The sequence below is a fragment of the Gordonia sp. LMA167 genome (assembly GCF_058130025.1).
Genome location: NZ_CM176708.1, coordinates 3547231 through 3565837 on the forward strand (window position 1 = coordinate 3547231; position 18607 = coordinate 3565837).

Below are 18607 nucleotides of genomic sequence, written 5' to 3' on the forward strand. Positions count from 1 at the left end.
GGTGCGCAGAAAGCGCGAGTGTCCGCCGGCTCGCGACACACCCCTGCAGCCTCATCATTCACACGGACACCATTCGGCACAATGGTCACAGTAGTTTCACTGGCAGACCAAGGCCGTGCGCCTGGATTGGGGTAGCTGTGTACCGGGTATTTGAAGCGCTTGACGAACTCGCCGCCATCGTCGAGGAAGCGCGAAGCGTCCCGATGACCGCGGGCTGCGTCGTTCCGCGTGGCGACGTCCTCGAACTCATCGACGACATCAAGGATTCGATCCCGGGTGAGCTCGACGACGCCCAGGACGTGCTCGATCAACGCGATTCGCTGGTCGGAAACGCCCGCGATCACGCCGAGACCGTCATCACCAAGGCCGATTCGGAGTCCGAGGCGGTGCTCGCGCACGCACGCGCCGAGGCCGATCGCATTCTGGCCGAGGCCAAGGCGCAGGCCGATCGCATGGTCGACGAGGCCGGCGCCCACGGCCATCAGCTGGTGGAGGACGCGAGCGCCGAGGCGCACCGGCTGTCGACGAGCGCCGCGCGCGAGTTCGAGGCGGTCACCGGACGTGCCCGGGCAGAGGCGCAGCGCACCATCGACTCGGCCAACAACAGCTACGACAAGTCGGTGGCCGACGGCATCGCCGAGCAGCAGCGTCTGGTCTCGGAGACCGAGGTCGTCGCCGCGTCGAAGTCGGAGGCCGAACGGATCATCGACGCCGCGCACGCCGAGGCCGATCGTCTGCGTGGCGACTGTGACGTCTACGTCGACGAGAAGCTGGCAGAGTTCGAGGAGATCCTCACCGGGACACTGCGTTCGGTGAACCGTGGCCGTCATCAGCTGCGGACCGGAGCAGGCATGCACGACTATGTCGAGTACCCCCGCAGCGTCGACGACGTACCGTCTGCGCGCGGCGGAGTGTCGGGGCGTGATCGGACCGAGGATCAGGGCTCGCCGCTCGCGGTCTGAGTCTCGTATCGCGGGCGCGGGCGCGACCGGTCGGTGTTCGACCGGATGTCGTTCGAAGAGACCGCAGGTCGGGCGTATCGTGCAACTGTGGCAGATCAAGCAATGAGTCGGAGCGTCGCGGCGGGTTCCGGCGGTGGCCGGCATGGCAAGTCCGCGCGCGTGACCGCCGAAGGCGCCGGCGCACACAGCGGTCCGTTTGTTCTCGATGTGCGCTCCCTGGGCCGGCGCGCCGGCTCGATGGACGAGGTGCACCGGACCGTCGTCGCGCCGGACCGGATCGGTCTCGACATGATCGCGATCCCCGCCGATTCCGAGGTCGATCTCGATCTGCGGTTGGAGGCGGTCAACGAGGGTGTGCTCGTCACCGGCACCGTGAGCGGCGAGACCGAAGGGCAGTGCTCACGATGCCTCGAGCCGATGGACGGCACTGTCACCGTTTTCCTCACCGAACTCTTCGCCTACCCCGACAGTGCCACCGAACAGACGACCGACGCCGACGACGTGCACCGGGTCGTCGATGACCGGCTCGACCTGGAACAGCCGATCATCGACGCCGTAGCACTCGAACTGCCGATGTCGCCACTGTGCGAGGAGGACTGCCCGGGACTGTGCCCGGAGTGCGGTGTACGCCTTGCGGTGGCCGAGCCCGGACACGCACACGATGTGATCGATCCGCGGTGGGCCGCCCTGCGGGACAAGTTCGCCCCGGCGGAGACCGGAGAAGACGATCCGCAGGGCAAGGGCGGAGACTGACGCGTCGTGACCGATGGACAGAACATGACCGATGACGCCGGTCAGTCCGCTGCCGGACAGGACAAATTCGCCGATCTGCTCGCGGCACTGCCCGCGCAGCTCTCGCCCGAGATGTTGGTGCTCGCGCTGACGCACCGGTCCTATGCCTACGAGAACGGCGGCCTGCCCACCAACGAACGGCTGGAGTTCCTGGGCGACTCGGTGCTGGGTGTCGTGATCACCGAGCGCCTCTACCTGCGCTACCCCGACCGTTCCGAGGGTGAGCTGGCCAAGATCCGGGCCAGCGTGGTCAACATGCACGCGCTGGCGGACGTCGCCCGCGACCTCGGACCCGGCGGACTCGGGCGCCACCTCTATCTCGGACGTGGTGAGGAACTGACCGGCGGACGCGACAAGGACAGCATCCTGGCCGACGGACTCGAGTCGGTGTTCGGAGCGCTCTACCTCGAACACGGTCTGGCGACGTGCAAAGAGATCATTCTCGGCCTTTTCGACGAGATCATCGGGCGCGCAGGACATCTCGGCGCGGGGCTGGACTGGAAGACCTCACTGCAGGAATTGTCCGCCGAGGGCGGCCACGGCCCGCCGCACTATCAGATCAGCTCGACCGGGCCGGACCACGACAAGGAATTCACCGCGGTCGCGGTGGTGGCCGGCGAGAGTCTCGGTGAGGGCACGGGCCGGACCAAGAAGGAGGCCGAGCAAAAGGCCGCCGCCTTGGCGTGGCAGGCGCTGACCGACCGCGCCGCGTCGAGCTGACGGTGAGCTGACGTGCCGGAGCTGCCCGAGGTCGAGACCGTGCGCCGGGGTCTCGCGGATCATGTCGTGGATCGACGAATCGTGTCGGTGGAAGTGGCGCATCCCCGATCCGTTCGCCGCCACCTCGGTGGGGAAAACGACCTCGTGGGCCGACTCGTGGGACACCGGGTCGCCGGAGTCCGCCGACGCGGCAAATACCTGTGGCTCGACCTCGGCGAGGAGCCCGACTCGTTCCCCCTCGTCGTCCACCTCGGGATGAGTGGCCAGATGCTGATCACCGAGGCCGGAGCGCCCGATCACATCCATCTGCGGATCCGGGCCACCCTCGACGACGGCAACGAGCTGCGGTTCGTCGACCAGCGGACCTTCGGCGGCTGGCATGTCGACGACTACGCCGAGCCGACCACCGGATCATCGGACCCCAGGGTGCCGGAATCGATCGCCCATATCGCTCCCGATCCGTTCGATCCGGCTTTCGACCTCGCCGGGGTGGTCACCGCGATCCGGGGCCGACACACCGAGATCAAACGTGCCCTGCTCGATCAGACCGTGATCTCCGGCGTCGGCAACATCTATGCCGATGAGGCGTTGTGGCGCAGTCGGATTCACGGTACCCGCCTGACCGACCGGCTGAGTCGGGCCAAGGTGACCGAGCTGATCGCGGCGGTGACCGACGTGATGGCCGATGCCCTGGTGGTCGGGGGCACGTCGTTCGACTCGCTGTATGTGAACGTCAACGGCCAGTCGGGTTACTTCGAACGTTCGCTGAACGCCTACGGCCGCGCCGGGGAACCGTGCCGGCGCTGCGGCACGATCATGCGCCGCGAACAGTTCATGAACCGCAGCTCGTACTACTGCCCGCGTTGCCAGCGCCGCGAGCGCGCCGAGCGGCGGAAGCAGAACGTCGGCGTTCGCGTTGTGGACATCGCACCCTCCAGTACCGGCACCAGAGCAGAAGGATCAGAGCAGCGACCATGACGATCGAGCAACAGACCGCACAGAATCCCGGCGCGGCACACCACGCACACACCGACCTCTGGGTCGAGCGCACCGGCACCCGTCGTTACACCGGGCGGAGCTCCCGCGGCGCCGAGGTGCTGGTCGGTTCCGAGGATGTCGAGGGCGTCTTCACTCCCGGTGAACTCCTCAAGATCGCGTTGGCGGCCTGCACCGGGATGTCGTCGGACCGACCGTTGTCGCGGCGCCTCGGCGACGACTACGACGCCACCGTGCGGGTCAGCGGTGCAGCCGACCGCGAGAACGAGGTCTACCCGGTCCTCGACGAGGTCCTCGAGATCGATCTCTCCGAACTCGACGACGATGCGGCGCAACGACTGCTGATCGTCGTCGAACGTGCGGTCGACGCCGTGTGCACCGTCGGTCGCACCATCAAGGCAGGCGCCACGGTGAACCTGACCATCGAGACGGACTGACGGTCATGAACCCGACCGACAACGTCCGGCTCACAGCGCACGTCCACGGCACGGTGCAGGGCGTGGGATTCCGGTGGTGGACCCGATCGCGCGCACTCGAGCTGGGACTCGTCGGCTACGCCGCCAATCTGGCCGACGGGCGGGTCCTGGTGATCGCCGAGGGGCCGCGGGACGCCGCCGACGCCCTGCTCGCGGCTCTGCGCTCCGGCGACACGCCCGGGAAGGTCGACGTCGTCGTGGAGAGTTTTGATGACGCGCGCGGCGACCTGCACGGATTCGTCGAGAGGTAGATCGGACCCGAACGCCCCTGCGGGTCCGTGTGCTGCCGTCCTCACCACGCGATGGTGAGTATTCTGTACCGTCGTGCACCTCAAGAGCCTCACCCTCAAGGGCTTCAAGTCGTTTGCGTCGGCGACGACGCTGCGATTCGAGCCGGGGATCACCTGTGTGGTGGGGCCGAACGGGTCGGGTAAATCGAACGTCGTCGACGCCCTGACCTGGGTGATGGGGGAGCAGGGGGCAAAGGCGCTGCGCGGCGGCAAGATGGAGGACGTCATCTTCGCCGGGACCTCCGGGCGCCCGCCGCTGGGCCGCGCCGAGGTGACCCTGACCATCGACAACTCCGACGGTGCGCTGCCCATCGAATACTCCGAGGTCTCGGTGACCCGCCGCGTTTTCCGTGACGGCGCGGGCGAGTACGAGATCAACGGAAGCTCCTGCCGGTTGATGGACGTCCAGGAATTGCTCAGCGACTCGGGTATCGGTCGCGAGATGCACGTCATCGTCGGGCAGGGGCGCCTGGCCGCGATCCTGGAGTCGCGCCCCGAGGACCGCCGCGCGTTCATCGAGGAGGCCGCCGGCGTCCTGAAACATCGCAAGCGCAAGGAAAAGGCCGTCCGCAAGCTGGACTCGATGCAGGCGAACCTCGCGCGGCTCACCGACCTCACCGCCGAACTGCGCCGTCAGCTCAAGCCTCTCGGTCGGCAGGCCGAGGTGGCGCGACGGGCCCAGACCGTACAGGCCGATCTGCGCGATGCCCGGCTCCGGCTGGCCGCCGACGACCTCGTGACGCGACGAACCGAGATGGCCGAACACAACGCCGTCGAGGACGAGGTGCGTGGTCGTCAGGACGAGGTGACCGCGCGCCTCGACCACGTGACCGAACAGTTGCGTGAGCACGAACAGCAACTGGCCGAGGTCGCGCCTGCGGCGAGCGCGGCAGGTCAGACCTGGTTCCGCCTGTCGGCGCTGGCCGAACGGGTGGACGCGACCTGTCGGGTGGCCGCCGAGCGCGGTCGCTACCTCAACGAGCCGACCACAACGAATAGCGGACCCGACCCCGAGGATCTCGAACGACAAGCCGAGGCAGCTGCGCTCACCGAGGCAGAGCTCGGTGAATCCGTCACCACCGCCGCCGAGTACCTCGAGGCCGTGCAGGCGGAGCTGTCGAGCAGCGAGGAGGCGGCCGCCGAGGCGCAACGCGCTCACCTGGCCGCCGTGCGTGCCATCGCCGACCGTCGCGAGGGGCTCGCACGTCTGGAAGGGCAGGTCGACAACCTCCGGACGAAGTCCGAATCGGTCGACGCGGAGACGGCCCGCGTCACCACTGCCATCGCGGCGGCCAACGAGCGGGCAGAGGCCGCACAGGCACAGCAGGATGCGACGGCCGCGACCCTCGGTGAGTACGAGGCCGCCGAGCATGGACTCGACGAGCATCACGAACGCTCGGTGACGGCGCTCAACCAGGCCAACGAACGGGTGTCGTCGCTGCAGACCGAGCAACGCGAGACCGAGCAACGGGTCGCGTCGTTGAGCGCGCGGATCGAGGCGCTCGCCATGGGTCTGGAACGCAACGACGGCGGCGCCTGGCTGTTGGAGAACGCACCGGACGGTCTCGTGGCACCGATGTCAGAACTGTTGACCGTCGAATCCGGGTTCGAGACCGCCATCGCCGGTGCCCTGGGACCGGCGGTCGACGCGATCGCCACCGTCGATGCCCTCGCCGCCATCCACGCTCTCGACGCACTCAAGTCCGGTGACGGCGGCCGTGCCGCCCTGATCCTCGGTGGTCTGCCGGAGGCGCCCACACACGACGAGATCACCCTGCCCGACGGGGCGCATTGGGCCACGAGCGTCGTCACCTGCCCGCCGTCCATCCGGCCCGCCGTCGATCTCATGCTCGCCGACACCGTCCTGGTCGACACACCGCAGCAGGGGCTCGACATCGCCCAGCGCCATCGGGTGCGGACGGTCACCCGCGACGGCGACCGCATCGGCCCCGGTTCCATCGAGGGCGGCTCGTCGCGTCGACCCTCCACCCTGGAGGTCCAGTCGTCGATCGACGCAGCGACCACCGAACTGGCCGCCGCACGCCGGCGCCAGGAGGAGATCGAGGCGGCTCTCGACGGTGCGCTCGCCGAACAGGTCAGCCGACGTGACAGTGCCGAAGAGGCGCTGGCCGCTTTGCACGAATCCGATGCGAACGTCGGCGGCACCTACGAGCAGATGGCCCGGCTGGGGCACGAGATCCGTGCGGCACGCGCCGAGGCCGACCGGTTGGCACGACAGCGTGACAAGGCCGAAGAGGGTCGTGCGGGCATGCTGTCCGAACTGCATGAACTCGAACAACGGCTCCGCTACGCGCGCGACGAGTCGGATACGGAACCGGCCCAGGTCTCCGACGAGATGACCCGCACCGCGGCCGCCGAGGCGGTCTCCGCGGCCCGTGCCACGGAGATGGAGGCACGCCTGCAGCTGCGGACCGCGGAAGAGCGCCTGGCCTCGGTTCGCGGTCGGGCGGACTCGCTGCGGCGAGCGGCGCAGCGCGAACGGGAGGCACGCGTGCGTGCGGAGCGCCAGGACCGGGCACGGCGTCATGCGGCATCGGTGGCCACCGCGGTCGCCGCGGCCGGGGCCGAGGTCTCCCAACGGTTGTCACTGGCCGTGCAGTCGGCGCAGGCGGGCCGCGATGAGCTCGAACGGATACGGATCGAACGCACCGCGACGGTCGACGAGCTGAAGAACCAGTCCGCTCAACTCAATGCCGAACTGAACACTCTCAAAGACGCGGTCCACCGCGACGAGGTGGCGCGCGCACAGGCCGCACTGCGCATCGAGCAGCTCGAGGAACAGATCCTCGAGTCGTTCGCCATCGCCCCCGACGACCTCGTCGCCGAGTATGGTCCCGACGTACCGATGCCGCCGTCGGCGCTCGAGATGCACGAGTACGAACAGGCAAAAGCCCGTGGTGAATCGGTTGTCGCACCTGCGCCGCTGCCCTATGACCGGGCGACACAGGAGACCCGGGCCAAGAAGGCCCAGAAGGACCTCAACACGCTGGGCAGGGTGAACCCGCTGGCGCTCGAGGAGTTCGCCGCCCTCGAGGAGCGCTACAACTTCCTGTCGGCGCAACTCGAGGACGTGAAGGCGGCCCGCCGCGATCTGCTCTCGGTGGTGGAGGAGGTCGACGCGCGGATTCTGCAGGTGTTCACCGAGGCCTACGCCGATGTCGAGCGCGAGTTCGCGGAGGTCTTCACGACGCTGTTCCCAGGCGGCGAGGGACGATTGATCCTGACCGAACCAGGGGACATGCTGACCACCGGCATCGAAGTGGAGGCCCGGCCGCCGGGTAAGAAGGTGAAGCGGCTGTCGCTGCTGTCCGGTGGGGAGAAGTCGCTCACCGCGGTGGCCATGCTGGTGGCGATCTTCCGGGCCCGACCCTCACCGTTCTACGTGATGGACGAGGTCGAGGCGGCACTCGACGACACCAACCTGCGCCGCCTGATCGCCTTGTTCGAGCAGCTCCGGGAACGCTCCCAGCTGATCGTGATCACGCACCAGAAGCCGACCATGCAGGTGGCGGACGCGCTGTACGGCGTCAGCATGCGCGGCGACGGCATCACCACGGTGATCTCCCAGCGGCTGCGCGGCGTCGACATCCCGGTCGGCCCCACACCCGACCCGACCTGACCGACCACAAGTGAACGCGGTTCGATCGATCACCGGTACCGGCTGATCGAACCGCACAACCGACAGGGGCGAATCCTCAGTGAACACCCAGATCATCATCGGCATCGTCATCGCGGTTCTCGTGCTCATCGCACTGGTCGCGGGCGGCGTGGCGCTGTCCCGTCGCCGACGGATCTCGCTGTCCGATGACACGTCGAAGCAGGGGCCGATCGACGGCACGACCCCACAGGTGGACAAATCGGGGGGTTACAAGGCCGGCACGGGCTTCAGCTTCAGCCAGGGCGGCGCCGGGGGAGTCGGCCTGGCCGAGCCGCCGGAACCGGTCGAGCCGCCTGCCGCGCCCGGCGCGCCGACACCGCCGGTGGAACGAACCGAGGTCGACGGACAGCCGGGCGTCGGTGACGATGCGTCGGTTCCGCGTGACTCGGTCCGACGCGGCATCCAGAACGTCGCGCTGCCCGATACCGACACGGACGATACCGACACGGCCGGAGTCGACACCCCTGGATTGACCGAAGCGGACACGTCCGTCGAGGTGCCGGAGACCCCGGCCGAGCTCTTCGAGTCACCCGTGGTCGACGAGGACACCCCCTCCGTCACGGACGGCGCGGTGAAATCCGACACCCTGGAATCCGACACGCTGGAGACCGGCATCGACGCCGGAACCGTGGAGGCGGAGCCGGAGGCCCCGGTCTCAGAGCTCGCCCCGGCACCGGAACCGACTCCGGTGGTCGAACCCGAACCCGAGGTCGCCCTGGCACCGGAACGTCGCGAGGAGATCGCGCCCACCGCCGGACGTCTCGGCCGCCTCCGGGGTCGGCTGTCGCGGTCGCAGGGCGCGATCGGCAAGAGCATGCTCGGGTTGCTCGGTGCCGGCGACCTCGACGAGGAGAGTTGGGAGGAGATCGAGGACACGCTGTTGATGGCCGATCTCGGCACGACCGCCACGATGGCCGTTGTCGATCGCCTGCGGAGTGAACTCGCGACCAGCAACGTGCGCACCGCGGACGAGGCGCGGGCGCTGCTGCGACGGGTCCTCGTCGACCAGCTCTGGCCGGAGCTCGATCGCTCGGTCCGGGCCCTGCCGCATGCCGGTCGACCCGCCGTGGTGCTCGTCGTCGGCGTCAACGGCACCGGCAAGACGACCACGACAGGCAAACTGGCACGTGTCCTGGTGGCGGACGGGCGCCGGGTGTTGCTCGGTGCCGCCGACACCTTCCGCGCCGCCGCCGCCGATCAGCTGCAGACATGGGGCGAGCGGGTCGGTGCCGATGTGGTGCGCGGCAAGGAACAGGCCGATCCCGCCTCGGTGGCGTTCGACGCGGTCGCCAAGGGCATCGACACCGGTGTCGACGTCGTCATGATCGACACCGCCGGGCGACTGCACACCAAGACCGGATTGATGGACGAACTCGGCAAAGTCAAGCGGGTTGTCGAGAAGAAGGCGCCGGTCGACGAGGTGTTGCTGGTACTCGATGCGACGGTCGGACAGAACGGACTCACGCAGGCGCGCGTGTTCGCCGAAGTCGTCGACATCACCGGTGTCGTGCTGACGAAGCTGGACGGCACCGCCAAGGGCGGCATCGTCTTCCACGTGCAGGAGGAACTCGGTGTTCCGGTCAAGCTCGTCGGGCTCGGTGAGGGCGCCGACGATCTGGCACCGTTCGAACCGGAAGCGTTCGTCGACGCTTTGCTGTAGTGCCAACGTGTTTCACGACTGTGAACCGCCTGCGCCAGATGCTTCGGAGACCCTGAGAACGGGCTGAGGTCCGAACTGCGACTTTACGTAGCCGCAATATAAAGCGCCCACTGGTTCACGTTCCGGAAACATCAGGGCACCACGGATGAAACCGAGTACGGACAGTCTCTTTGGAGGCGCCGAGCCGTCGGCGCATTCTAGGGAGGTTTATACAGTGTTTTTGGCGCTGCCAGAAGACGCTTTTGGCGTACCGGATACAGGTGACACCGCCTGGATGCTCGCCAGCGCGTCGCTCGTGCTCTTCATGACACCGGGCCTGGCCTTCTTCTACGGGGGGCTTTCTCGAGGCAAGTCGGTCCTGAACATGATGATGATGTCGTTCGGGTCGATCGCCACGGTCAGCGTGGTGTACGTGCTGTGGGGATTCTCGATGTCCTTCGGCAACGGCATCACCGGCGATGACGACATCTGGGGGATGTTCTCCAATCCGTTTGCTCTGTTCGGTTCCGGCCAGTTGGCCGACACCATGGGGGATGACAAGGTCGTGACCGGCGGCGGATCGATTCCGTCGTTCGTGTTCCTCGCATTCCAGCTGACCTTCGCCGTGATCACGGTTGCCCTGATCAGCGGTTCGGTCGCGGAACGCGTCAAGTTCTCGACCTGGCTGGTCTTCAGTGTCATCTGGGCCACCATCGTGTACTTCCCGCTGTCCCACATGGTGTGGGGCGGTGGCATCATGTCGGGCGCCGAGACGGGCTTCGCGTCGTGGATGTTCGGGTCGACCGATGGGGAGGCCAACGTCGCTCCGATCGACTTCGCCGGCGGCACCGTGGTCCACATCAACGCCGGTATGGCCGGTCTCGTGCTCGCGCTGATCATCGGTATCCGCAGCGGTTTCGGCAAGACCGCCTACCGTCCGCACAACATCCCGTTCGTCATGTTGGGCGCTGCGATCCTTTGGTTCGGGTGGTTCGGCTTCAACGCCGGTTCGGAACTCGCCGCGGACATGACCGCGGGCATGGTGTGGGTGAACACCACCGCCGCCACCGCAGCCGCGATGATCGGCTGGCTCGCCGTCGAGCGCTTCCGAGACAAGCACATGACCAGCGTCGGAGCCGCTTCGGGCATCGTCGCCGGTCTGGTCGCCATCACTCCCGCGTGTGGGGCTCTCACCCCGGTCGGATCGATGATCCTGGGCGTCATCGCCGGTATTCTCTCGGCGCTGGCCATCGGGCTGAAGTTCAAGTTCGGCTATGACGACTCGCTCGACGTCGTGGGTGTGCACCTGGTTTCGGGCCTGTGGGGAACCATCGGCATCGGCTTCCTCGCCAAGGACACCGGCCTGTTCTGGGGCGGCGACTACAAGCAGTTGGTCGTGCAGCTCGTGATCGCCTTGTTCGCATTGGCATTCACCGGAATTCTGACCACGATCATCGCGCTCGCGCTCAAGCCGCTCGGCTGGCGGGTCAGCACCGAGGACGAGCACGGCGGCATCGATGAGGCCGAACATGCGGAGACGGCATATGAACTGGCATGAAACCTCACACATTCACCACTACGCTGACTCTCGTGGAGAGGGATAACTCATGAAGCTGATCACCGCAATCGTGAAACCGTTCACGCTTGAGGACGTCAAGGCCGGACTGGAACAGGCCGGAATCCTGGGTATGACCGTCAGTGAGGTCCAGGGTTACGGACGGCAGAAGGGTCACACCGAGGTCTACCGCGGCGCCGAGTACTCGGTCGATTTCGTACCCAAGGTACGTGTCGAGGTCGTCGTCGACGACGCGGCTGTGGACAAGGTCGTCGACGTGATCGTCGAGGCGGCCCGCACCGGAAAGATCGGTGACGGGAAGGTGTGGGTCTCACCGGTCGAATCGGTCGTACGCGTGCGAACCGGAGAACGCGGCGCCGACGCGCTCTGAGATCGGGGCAGATGCCCTCTTGGACAACAAGTACACGGCCCCGCGTCTGACGTTTCAGGCGCGGGGCCGCGTCCATCACATAGGAAGTGCGAAACCCTCGTGGCAGCAACAGATCTCGCGGCGACACGCCGGCAGCTCCTGGAGTCCGGTCGGGCGGGCAAGCTCGACGCGCCCGGACTTCGGCAGGTGCTCGTCGATCTGCACGAGTTCTGGCTGACCAGCAAGGGCGCCGAATTGGGGGTCCGGTCCGACAGTGGCTACGCCATCGTCGCCGTCGGTGGGCTCGGACGCGGCGAACTGCTTCCGTTCTCAGACCTCGACCTGATCCTGCTGCACGATGCGATGCCGCCGGATCAGGTGGCCGAGGTGGCCGACGGACTCTGGTATCCGTTGTGGGACGCCAACATTCCGTTGGATCACAGTGTTCGGACGGTTCCGCAGGCGCTGCAGGTGGCCGCCGAGGACGTCAGCGCGGCACTGGGATTGCTGGAGGCACGCCACATCGCGGGTGACGAGGACCTGTCCGCATTGCTGATCAGCGGGGTGCGTCAGCAGTGGCGCACCGAGATCCGCGATCGGTTCCCTGCGGTCGTCGCGCATGCGCAGGACCGGTGGCGTCGCGCCGGCGACATCGCGCACCGGGCCGAGCCGGACCTGAAGAACGGGCGGGGCGGATTGCGTGATGTGCAGCTGCTGGGTGCCTTGGCGATCGCCCAGCTCACCGATGGCATGGCCAGTCTGCGCCCGGATTCGCCCGGTGCGGGTCCGCAGGTGGCCTACGGCCGGCTCCTCGACATCCGGACCGAACTGCACCGGATCGCGGGACGCCCCCGCGAGCAGGTCCGTGCGCAGGACGCCGACGAGATCGGCGCCGCGCTGCGGATCGGGGATCGCTTCGATCTCGCCCGGGTGATCAGCGACTCGGCGCGCACCATCAGCTACTCCATCGACGTCGGGTTGCGTACGGCGGGCAATGCGCTGCCCCGACGCGGCCTGGCGAAGTTGCGGCGGTCACCGATCCGGCGACCGCTCGACGAGGGAGTGGTCGAGCACAACGGTGAGATCGTGTTGGCGCGCAACGCCATTCCGAGTAAGGACCCGGGCCTGATTTTGCGGGTGGCGGCGGCGTCGGCACGCACCGGCCTGCCGATCAGTGCGTCGACGTTGAGCCGCCTGGCCGACTACGCGCCCGAGCTGCGCGAGCCGTGGCCCGGGGAGGCGCTCAGCGACCTGTTGGTGTTGTTGGGTTCCGGGCATCACATGGTCGACCCGATCGAGGCCCTCGACCGTACCGGTCTGTGGGGCCGGCTGTTGCCGGAGTGGGGAGCGGTCCGCGACCTGCCACCCCGGGACGCCATCCACACCTGGACGGTCGATCGTCACCTCGTGGAGACCGCCGCCCACGCCGGATCGATGACCACCCGGGTGTCGCGACCGGATCTGCTCGTCCTCGGCGCGCTCTTGCACGATCTCGGCAAGGGACGCGGAGCCGATCACAGCATCGTCGGTGCCGACCTGGCCATCCAGGTCGGCAACCGGTTCGGGTTGTGGCCTCAGGACGTCACGATCCTGTCCGAGATGGTGCGACACCACCTGTTGCTGCCGACCGTCGCGACCCGACGCGACCTCGACGACCCCGCCACCGCGGAATCGGTGGCACAGACCCTCGGCTACAACCGCGTGCTGCTGGAGCTGCTGGCCGCGCTCGCCGAGGCGGACTCGCTCGCGACCGGGCCGGGAGTCTGGGGTGAGTGGAAGGCTTCGCTCATCAACGATCTCGTGCGTCGCGCGTTCCGGTTGATCGACGGAGATGAACTCGCGCGGCCGGATCCGCTGTCGCCGGAACTGATCGCGCTCGCCGAGGCCGGCGGGTACTCGGTGGAGATGGAGCCCGCGGACGGTTCCCACACCTTCCGGGTGACGATGGTGGCGCCCGACGTGCCGGGCTTGCTGTCCAAGATGGCCGGTGTCCTCGGGCTCAACGGACTTCGGTCGCACGCGGCGACCGTGCAGGGTCATGCGGGCAGTGCGGTCAACACGTTTGTCGTGGTCCCGCTGTTCGGCAGCCCGCCGGAGGCGGGGCTCATGCGGCAGCAGTTGATGGCCGCGGTGGACGGCAAGATCGATGTGATCGCGCGGCTCGACGCCCGCGAGGCCGAATCGCCGATCCCGACGATCGCCTCGGTACCCGGCGTGGCGGGTGCCGCGGCATCGGCCGGCAGCACCGACCCGGCGGTCGACGGCGGTGGACATCCCAAGAATGCCGTCCCGGCCTTGTTTGCCGTCGCCCCGCCGCGGGTCCTCTGGGTGGAGCCGGTCGTCGGCGAGGAATCCCAGAGTTACGCCGGGACCGACGACGGCGCGATCCTGATGGAGCTGCGCACCGATGACCGGATCGGGTTGTTGAGCCGGGTCAGCGCCGTGATCGAACGGCACGGGGCCCAGGTCCGCTGGGCCAAGGTGACCACCCTGGGCAACACCGTCATCGACACTTTCTGCCTGCTCTTGCCGAACGACGGGGAGGCCGCACGTACGGCGCTCGCCGACGACGTCATCTCCGTTTGCCCACCCCCGCAACCCCGGTCCGAGAACGGTGGGGACGGTCCGGAGGGCTATGGCGGCACGGCGCGATCCGGGGTCCCCATCAGCTGACCGAGGCCACGGCATCAGCTTCTCGCCGCGAGCATGGAAGACTAGAGGAATGTTCGATTCGCTTTCCGATCGGTTGGCCGGTGCCCTCAAGGACCTTCGCGGCAAAGGCCGGTTGTCCGACGCCGACATCGACCGCACCTGCCGTGAGATCCGTCTGGCGCTCCTCGAGGCCGACGTCTCGCTCCCGGTCGTGCGCGGTTTCATCGCCAAGATCAAGGAACGGGCCAAGGGTGCCGAGGTCTCGGGTGCGCTCAACCCGGCCCAGCAGGTCGTCAAGATCGTCAACGACGAACTGGTCGGCATCCTGGGTGGCGAGACCCGGCGCATCAGCTTCGCCAAGAAGCCGCCGACGGTCATCATGCTGGCCGGCCTCCAGGGTGCCGGTAAGACGACACTGGCAGGCAAGCTCGGTCACTGGCTGAAGAAGCAGGGGCACACCCCGTTGCTCGTGGCCTGTGACCTGCAGCGCCCCGGAGCGGTGTCCCAGTTGCAGATCGTCGGTGAGCAGGCGGGCGTCAAGGTCTTCGCGCCTCATCCCGGTACGAGTGTCGGCGGGGCGGGTGAGCTCGGTGTCACCTCGGGCGACCCCGTCGGGGTGGCCCGTGCCGGTGTGGCCGAGGCGACGGCGCAGCACTACGACGTGGTCGTTATCGACACCGCCGGCCGTCTGGGTATCGACGAAGAGCTGATGCGGCAGGCGTCCGACATCCGCGAGGCCACCTCACCCGACGATGTGCTCTTCGTCGTCGACGCGATGATCGGTCAGGACGCGGTCAGCACGGCCGAGGCCTTCCAGGAGGGTGTGGGCTTCACCGGCGTCGTGCTCACCAAGCTCGACGGTGATGCCCGCGGCGGCGCGGCGCTCTCGGTCCGCGAGGTGACCGGGCGTCCCATCATGTTCGCGTCGTCGGGGGAGAAGCTCGACGACTTCGACGTGTTCCATCCCGACCGCATGGCGAGCCGGATCCTCGGTATGGGCGACGTGCTCTCGCTCATCGAGCAGGCCGAACAGCACTGGGACGCGCAACAGGCGGAAGCGGCCGCGGCGAAGATCACCCAGGGTGACCTGACCCTCGAGGACTTCCTCGACCAGATGCTGATGATCCGCAAGATGGGCCCCATCGGGAACATCCTCGGCATGCTGCCCGGCGCGGGTCAGATGAAGGACGCGCTGTCACAGGTCGACGACAAGCAACTCGACCGTGTGCAGGCGATCATCCGCGGTATGACCCCGGCCGAACGCGACAACCCCAAGATCATCAACGCGTCGCGCAGGCTGCGCATCGCGAACGGATCGGGAGTCACGGTCAGCGAGGTCAACCAGCTCGTCGACCGATTCTTCGAAGCCCGCAAGATGATGTCGCAGATGTCGGGCCGGATGGGCATGGGCGGCGGCCGCAAGGTCAACCGCAAGAAGGGCAAGGGCAAGAAGGGCAAGGGCAAGAGCCGGGGGCCGACCCCACCGAAGGTGCGGGGCGGGTTCCCGGGCATGGCCGGAATGCCCGGGATGCCAGGCGGTTTCCCCGACCTGTCGAACATGCCGGCCGGTCTCGACGAGCTCCCGCCGGGGCTCGAGGGAATCGACGTCTCACAGTTCCAGCAGCCGAAGAAGAAGTAGACGCGGAGGCCAGTTCATTGGGGATCGCAGCGACCACGGACGATCAGGTACGGCACTACCGGGGGCGCGATCCGTTCACCGATGAACAGCTGGACCTCTGGGTGGTCGGTGACACGATCACCCGGGAGCCCGTGGCATCGGCGCACACGGTCATCGACGACGGCTGGATCATCCCGGGCCTGGTGGATGCGCACAACCACGTCGGTATCGCGCCGGGGCTCGGTGTGACGATCGACCGCGCCCGCGAGTACGCGCGGGCCGACGCGCGGGCGGGCACCTTGCTGATCCGAGAGGTCGGATCCCCGCTGGACACCCACCCCCTGGACGCCGACCCGTCATGCCCGCGCTTCCTGCGTTCCGGAAAGCACATCGCGCGGCCCAAGCGCTACCTGCGGGATTACGGAATCGACCTGGAGAATCCGGACGAACTCGCCGACGAGGTGACCCGGCAGGCCCGGGCCGGAGACGGCTGGGTGAAGATCGTCGGCGACTGGATCGATCGCGAGGTCGGGGATCTGGCACCGCTGTGGACCCCTGGTCAGCTCCGGGCCGCCGTGGCCGCGGCGCACGCCGAAGGGGCGAGGATCACCGCGCATGTGTTCGGCTCGGACGCCCTCCCTGATCTCATCGACGCAGGCGTCGACTGCATCGAACACGGAACCGGCCTGACCACCGACCTGATGGATGCGATGGTGCAACGCTCGATCGCCCTGGTGCCCACCCTCATCCAGGTGGAGAACTTCCCGGGCATCGCCGACGGCGCGGACCGGTTCCCGAGCTACCAGGCCAACATGCGCAAGCTGTACAGCAACGCCGAGGCCGTGTTCGCCGCCGCACGCGAGGCAGGTGTGCAGATGTTCGCCGGCACCGACGCGGGTGGTTTCGTCGAGCACGGGCGCATCGTCGACGAGATGGAGGCGATGGCGGCGGTCGGCTTCGGTGCCGAGGCGGCGCTGCGCGCGGCCAGTGTTGCGCCCCGCGAGTGGCTCGGCGCGGGACTGCTCGGCGAGGGCGACCGGGCCGACTTCATCGTTCTGCACGACGATCCCCGCGAAGACCTGACCACGTTGCGTCGCCCTCGCTCGATCGTTTGCTCGGGGCTAACCATCTCCTAGGCGTCGCGCCGCGGAAATCCCCAGTTCGGCGGCACGAATGTGACCTATTCGTGTGATGTAAACCACGTTCGGCGAGCTGGTTTTGCTAACTTACCGGCTGGTAAAGTAGCCGTAGCGTTGCAGGGTTCGCGGGCGTCTGAGACCACGCCCAGTGTCACGTCGCAGCAGGTCAGGGGAGGGCCGCCGACGAGACCGGGCGTCGAGACCTCAGCGGTCGAGTGCGCGGACATGTGGTTACCTTCAGCGGGGTGGGTAACCACATGTCGAACCCGCCCCACCTTCTCGTGCTCGGCCGGTACCTGTCGCGCCTTCGGCGCAGATGACGATTTCCGGTCCGACCCCCTCGTCTGGCAGAATTGCACGCTGGTTCGTCGGACCCGGTTACGTACCGACCGACGGTCACACCGGAACAGATCGCAAAACCGGGTTCGCCACACGGGCGGATCGCTGAATTGCGCAGTGACCACTGAAGGAAGAAGACATGGCAGTCAAGATCAAGCTCACCCGTCTCGGCAAGATCCGCAACCCGCAGTACCGCATCGTCGTCGCTGATTCTCGGACCCGCCGCGACGGCCGGGTGATCGAGACCATCGGCAAGTACCACCCGAAGGAAGAGCCGAGCCTGATCGAGGTCGACTCCGAGCGCGCCCAGTACTGGCTGGGAGTCGGCGCGCAGCCGACCGAGCCGGTCGCCGCCATCCTCAAGGTCACCGGAGACTGGCAGAAGTTCAAGGGCCTGCCGGGTGCCGAGGGCACCCTGAAGACCCCGGCGCCCAAGCCGTCCAAGCTGGACCTCTTCAACGCCGCCCTGGCCGCGGCCGACAGCGCCCCGGTCGCCGAGGCCACCACGCCGAAGAAGAAGGCTGCCAAGAAGGCCGACGAGGCGCCTGCCGAGGCAGCTGCCGACGAGACCCCGGCCGCCGAGGGCGACGCCAAGGCGGACGCGTGAGCGCAGTTGTCGCCGACGCCGTCGAACACCTCGTCCGCGGGATCGTCGGCAACCCCGACGATGTGCGGGTGGAGATGATCACCGGCCGTCGTGGACGTCTGGTCGAGGTTCATGTGAACCCTGATGATCTCGGCAAGGTGATCGGCCGCAACGGCCGCACCGCGACTGCCCTGCGCACCCTGGTCACCGGCATCGGTGGCCGTGGGATGCGTGTGGACATCGTCGACACCGACCGCTGAGCGAACGCTCCGCGATGGATCTCGTGGTTGGCCGTGTGGCCAAATCGCACGGCGTGCGGGGCGAGGTCGTCGTGGACGTCCGCACCGATGATCCCGACGCGCGGTTCGCGCCGGGAACCGCCCTCCGTGCACGCTTGCCGCGCGGTGGGGGCGAGAAGAATTTCACCGTGACAGCCGCCCGGGAACACGCCGGGCGGCTGTTGCTGTCGCTGGACGAGGTGGCCGACCGCACCGCCGCGGACGCGCTGCGGGGCACCCTGTTCCTCATCGACAGTTCCGAGGTCGACTCCGGGTCCGATCCCGACGAGTTCTACGACCACGAACTCGAGGGTCTGCCGGTATCGACCGTGACGGGTGCCGAGGTCGGCGCGGTGTCGTCGGTGCTGCACCTGCCGGCCAACGACATTCTCGCCGTCCGAACCCCGGATGGCCGTGAGGTGCTCATACCGTTCGTCCGTGAGATCGTGCCCACCGTGACAGCGGACGGCCTCGTCATCGATCCGCCGGACGGCCTGCTCGACCCCGAGGCGTGAC

Annotated in this window: 16 protein-coding genes; all 16 read left to right on the top strand. The window is 67.7% G+C overall.

Going from position 1 to position 18607, the window contains the following annotated elements:
* Positions 1–137: 137 nt before the first annotated feature.
* The 16 genes from ACVT6V_RS16155 (at position 138) to rimM (ending at position 18606) form a co-directional block, all read left to right on the top strand.
* Complete coding sequence (locus ACVT6V_RS16155) at positions 138–962, top strand: DivIVA domain-containing protein (protein WP_489894461.1); 825 nt, start codon at positions 138–140, stop codon at positions 960–962.
* Positions 963–1199: 237 nt separating this feature from the next.
* Complete coding sequence (locus tag ACVT6V_RS16160; protein WP_489900838.1) at positions 1200–1715, top strand: YceD family protein; 516 nt, start codon at positions 1200–1202, stop codon at positions 1713–1715.
* A gap of 24 nt (positions 1716–1739) precedes the next feature.
* The gene (rnc, locus tag ACVT6V_RS16165; protein ID WP_489900839.1) at positions 1740–2474 is read left to right on the top strand and encodes a ribonuclease III; all 735 of its coding nucleotides are present in this window, start codon (positions 1740–1742) and stop codon (positions 2472–2474) included.
* A gap of 12 nt (positions 2475–2486) precedes the next feature.
* Positions 2487–3452, top strand: coding sequence for a bifunctional DNA-formamidopyrimidine glycosylase/DNA-(apurinic or apyrimidinic site) lyase (mutM, locus tag ACVT6V_RS16170; protein WP_489894463.1), 966 nt, complete (start codon positions 2487–2489; stop codon positions 3450–3452).
* Positions 3449–3907, top strand: a complete 459-nt coding sequence (locus tag ACVT6V_RS16175) for an OsmC family protein (RefSeq protein WP_489894465.1) — start codon at positions 3449–3451, stop codon at positions 3905–3907. Before mutM ends, ACVT6V_RS16175 begins: the two co-directional genes overlap by 4 nt.
* 5 nt (positions 3908–3912) lie before the next feature.
* Positions 3913–4197, top strand: coding sequence for an acylphosphatase (locus tag ACVT6V_RS16180; RefSeq protein ID WP_489894467.1), 285 nt, complete (start codon positions 3913–3915; stop codon positions 4195–4197).
* A 73-nt stretch (positions 4198–4270) separates the two neighbouring features.
* Positions 4271–7876 carry a chromosome segregation protein SMC gene (smc, locus tag ACVT6V_RS16185; RefSeq protein ID WP_489894469.1) on the top strand — a complete coding sequence of 1202 codons (3606 nt, stop codon included), beginning with the start codon at positions 4271–4273 and terminating at the stop codon, positions 7874–7876.
* A gap of 79 nt (positions 7877–7955) precedes the next feature.
* Positions 7956–9575 carry a signal recognition particle-docking protein FtsY gene (gene ftsY, locus ACVT6V_RS16190; RefSeq protein ID WP_489894471.1) on the top strand — a complete coding sequence of 540 codons (1620 nt, stop codon included), beginning with the start codon at positions 7956–7958 and terminating at the stop codon, positions 9573–9575.
* A 274-nt stretch (positions 9576–9849) separates the two neighbouring features.
* Positions 9850–11112 (top strand): ammonium transporter, encoded by a 1263-nt coding sequence (locus tag ACVT6V_RS16195; protein ID WP_489894473.1) that lies wholly within the window; start codon positions 9850–9852, stop codon positions 11110–11112.
* 49 nt (positions 11113–11161) lie between these two features.
* Positions 11162–11500 (top strand): P-II family nitrogen regulator, encoded by a 339-nt coding sequence (locus tag ACVT6V_RS16200; protein ID WP_005176661.1) that lies wholly within the window; start codon positions 11162–11164, stop codon positions 11498–11500.
* A gap of 99 nt (positions 11501–11599) precedes the next feature.
* Complete coding sequence (locus ACVT6V_RS16205) at positions 11600–14152, top strand: [protein-PII] uridylyltransferase (RefSeq protein WP_489894477.1); 2553 nt, start codon at positions 11600–11602, stop codon at positions 14150–14152.
* A 49-nt stretch (positions 14153–14201) separates the two neighbouring features.
* Positions 14202–15770 carry a signal recognition particle protein gene (gene ffh, locus ACVT6V_RS16210; protein ID WP_489894479.1) on the top strand — a complete coding sequence of 523 codons (1569 nt, stop codon included), beginning with the start codon at positions 14202–14204 and terminating at the stop codon, positions 15768–15770.
* A 17-nt stretch (positions 15771–15787) separates the two neighbouring features.
* A complete protein-coding gene (locus ACVT6V_RS16215; RefSeq protein WP_489894481.1) occupies positions 15788–16885 on the top strand; it encodes an amidohydrolase family protein in 1098 nt (365 codons plus the stop codon).
* A gap of 481 nt (positions 16886–17366) precedes the next feature.
* Complete coding sequence (rpsP, locus tag ACVT6V_RS16220; RefSeq protein ID WP_489894483.1) at positions 17367–17834, top strand: 30S ribosomal protein S16; 468 nt, start codon at positions 17367–17369, stop codon at positions 17832–17834.
* A complete protein-coding gene (locus ACVT6V_RS16225; protein ID WP_489894485.1) occupies positions 17831–18073 on the top strand; it encodes an RNA-binding protein in 243 nt (80 codons plus the stop codon). Before rpsP ends, ACVT6V_RS16225 begins: the two co-directional genes overlap by 4 nt.
* Positions 18074–18087: 14 nt before the next feature.
* Positions 18088–18606: a ribosome maturation factor RimM gene (rimM, locus tag ACVT6V_RS16230; RefSeq protein WP_489894487.1), complete on the top strand. Its 519-nt coding sequence runs from the start codon at positions 18088–18090 to the stop codon at positions 18604–18606.
* Position 18607: the final 1 nt, after the last annotated feature.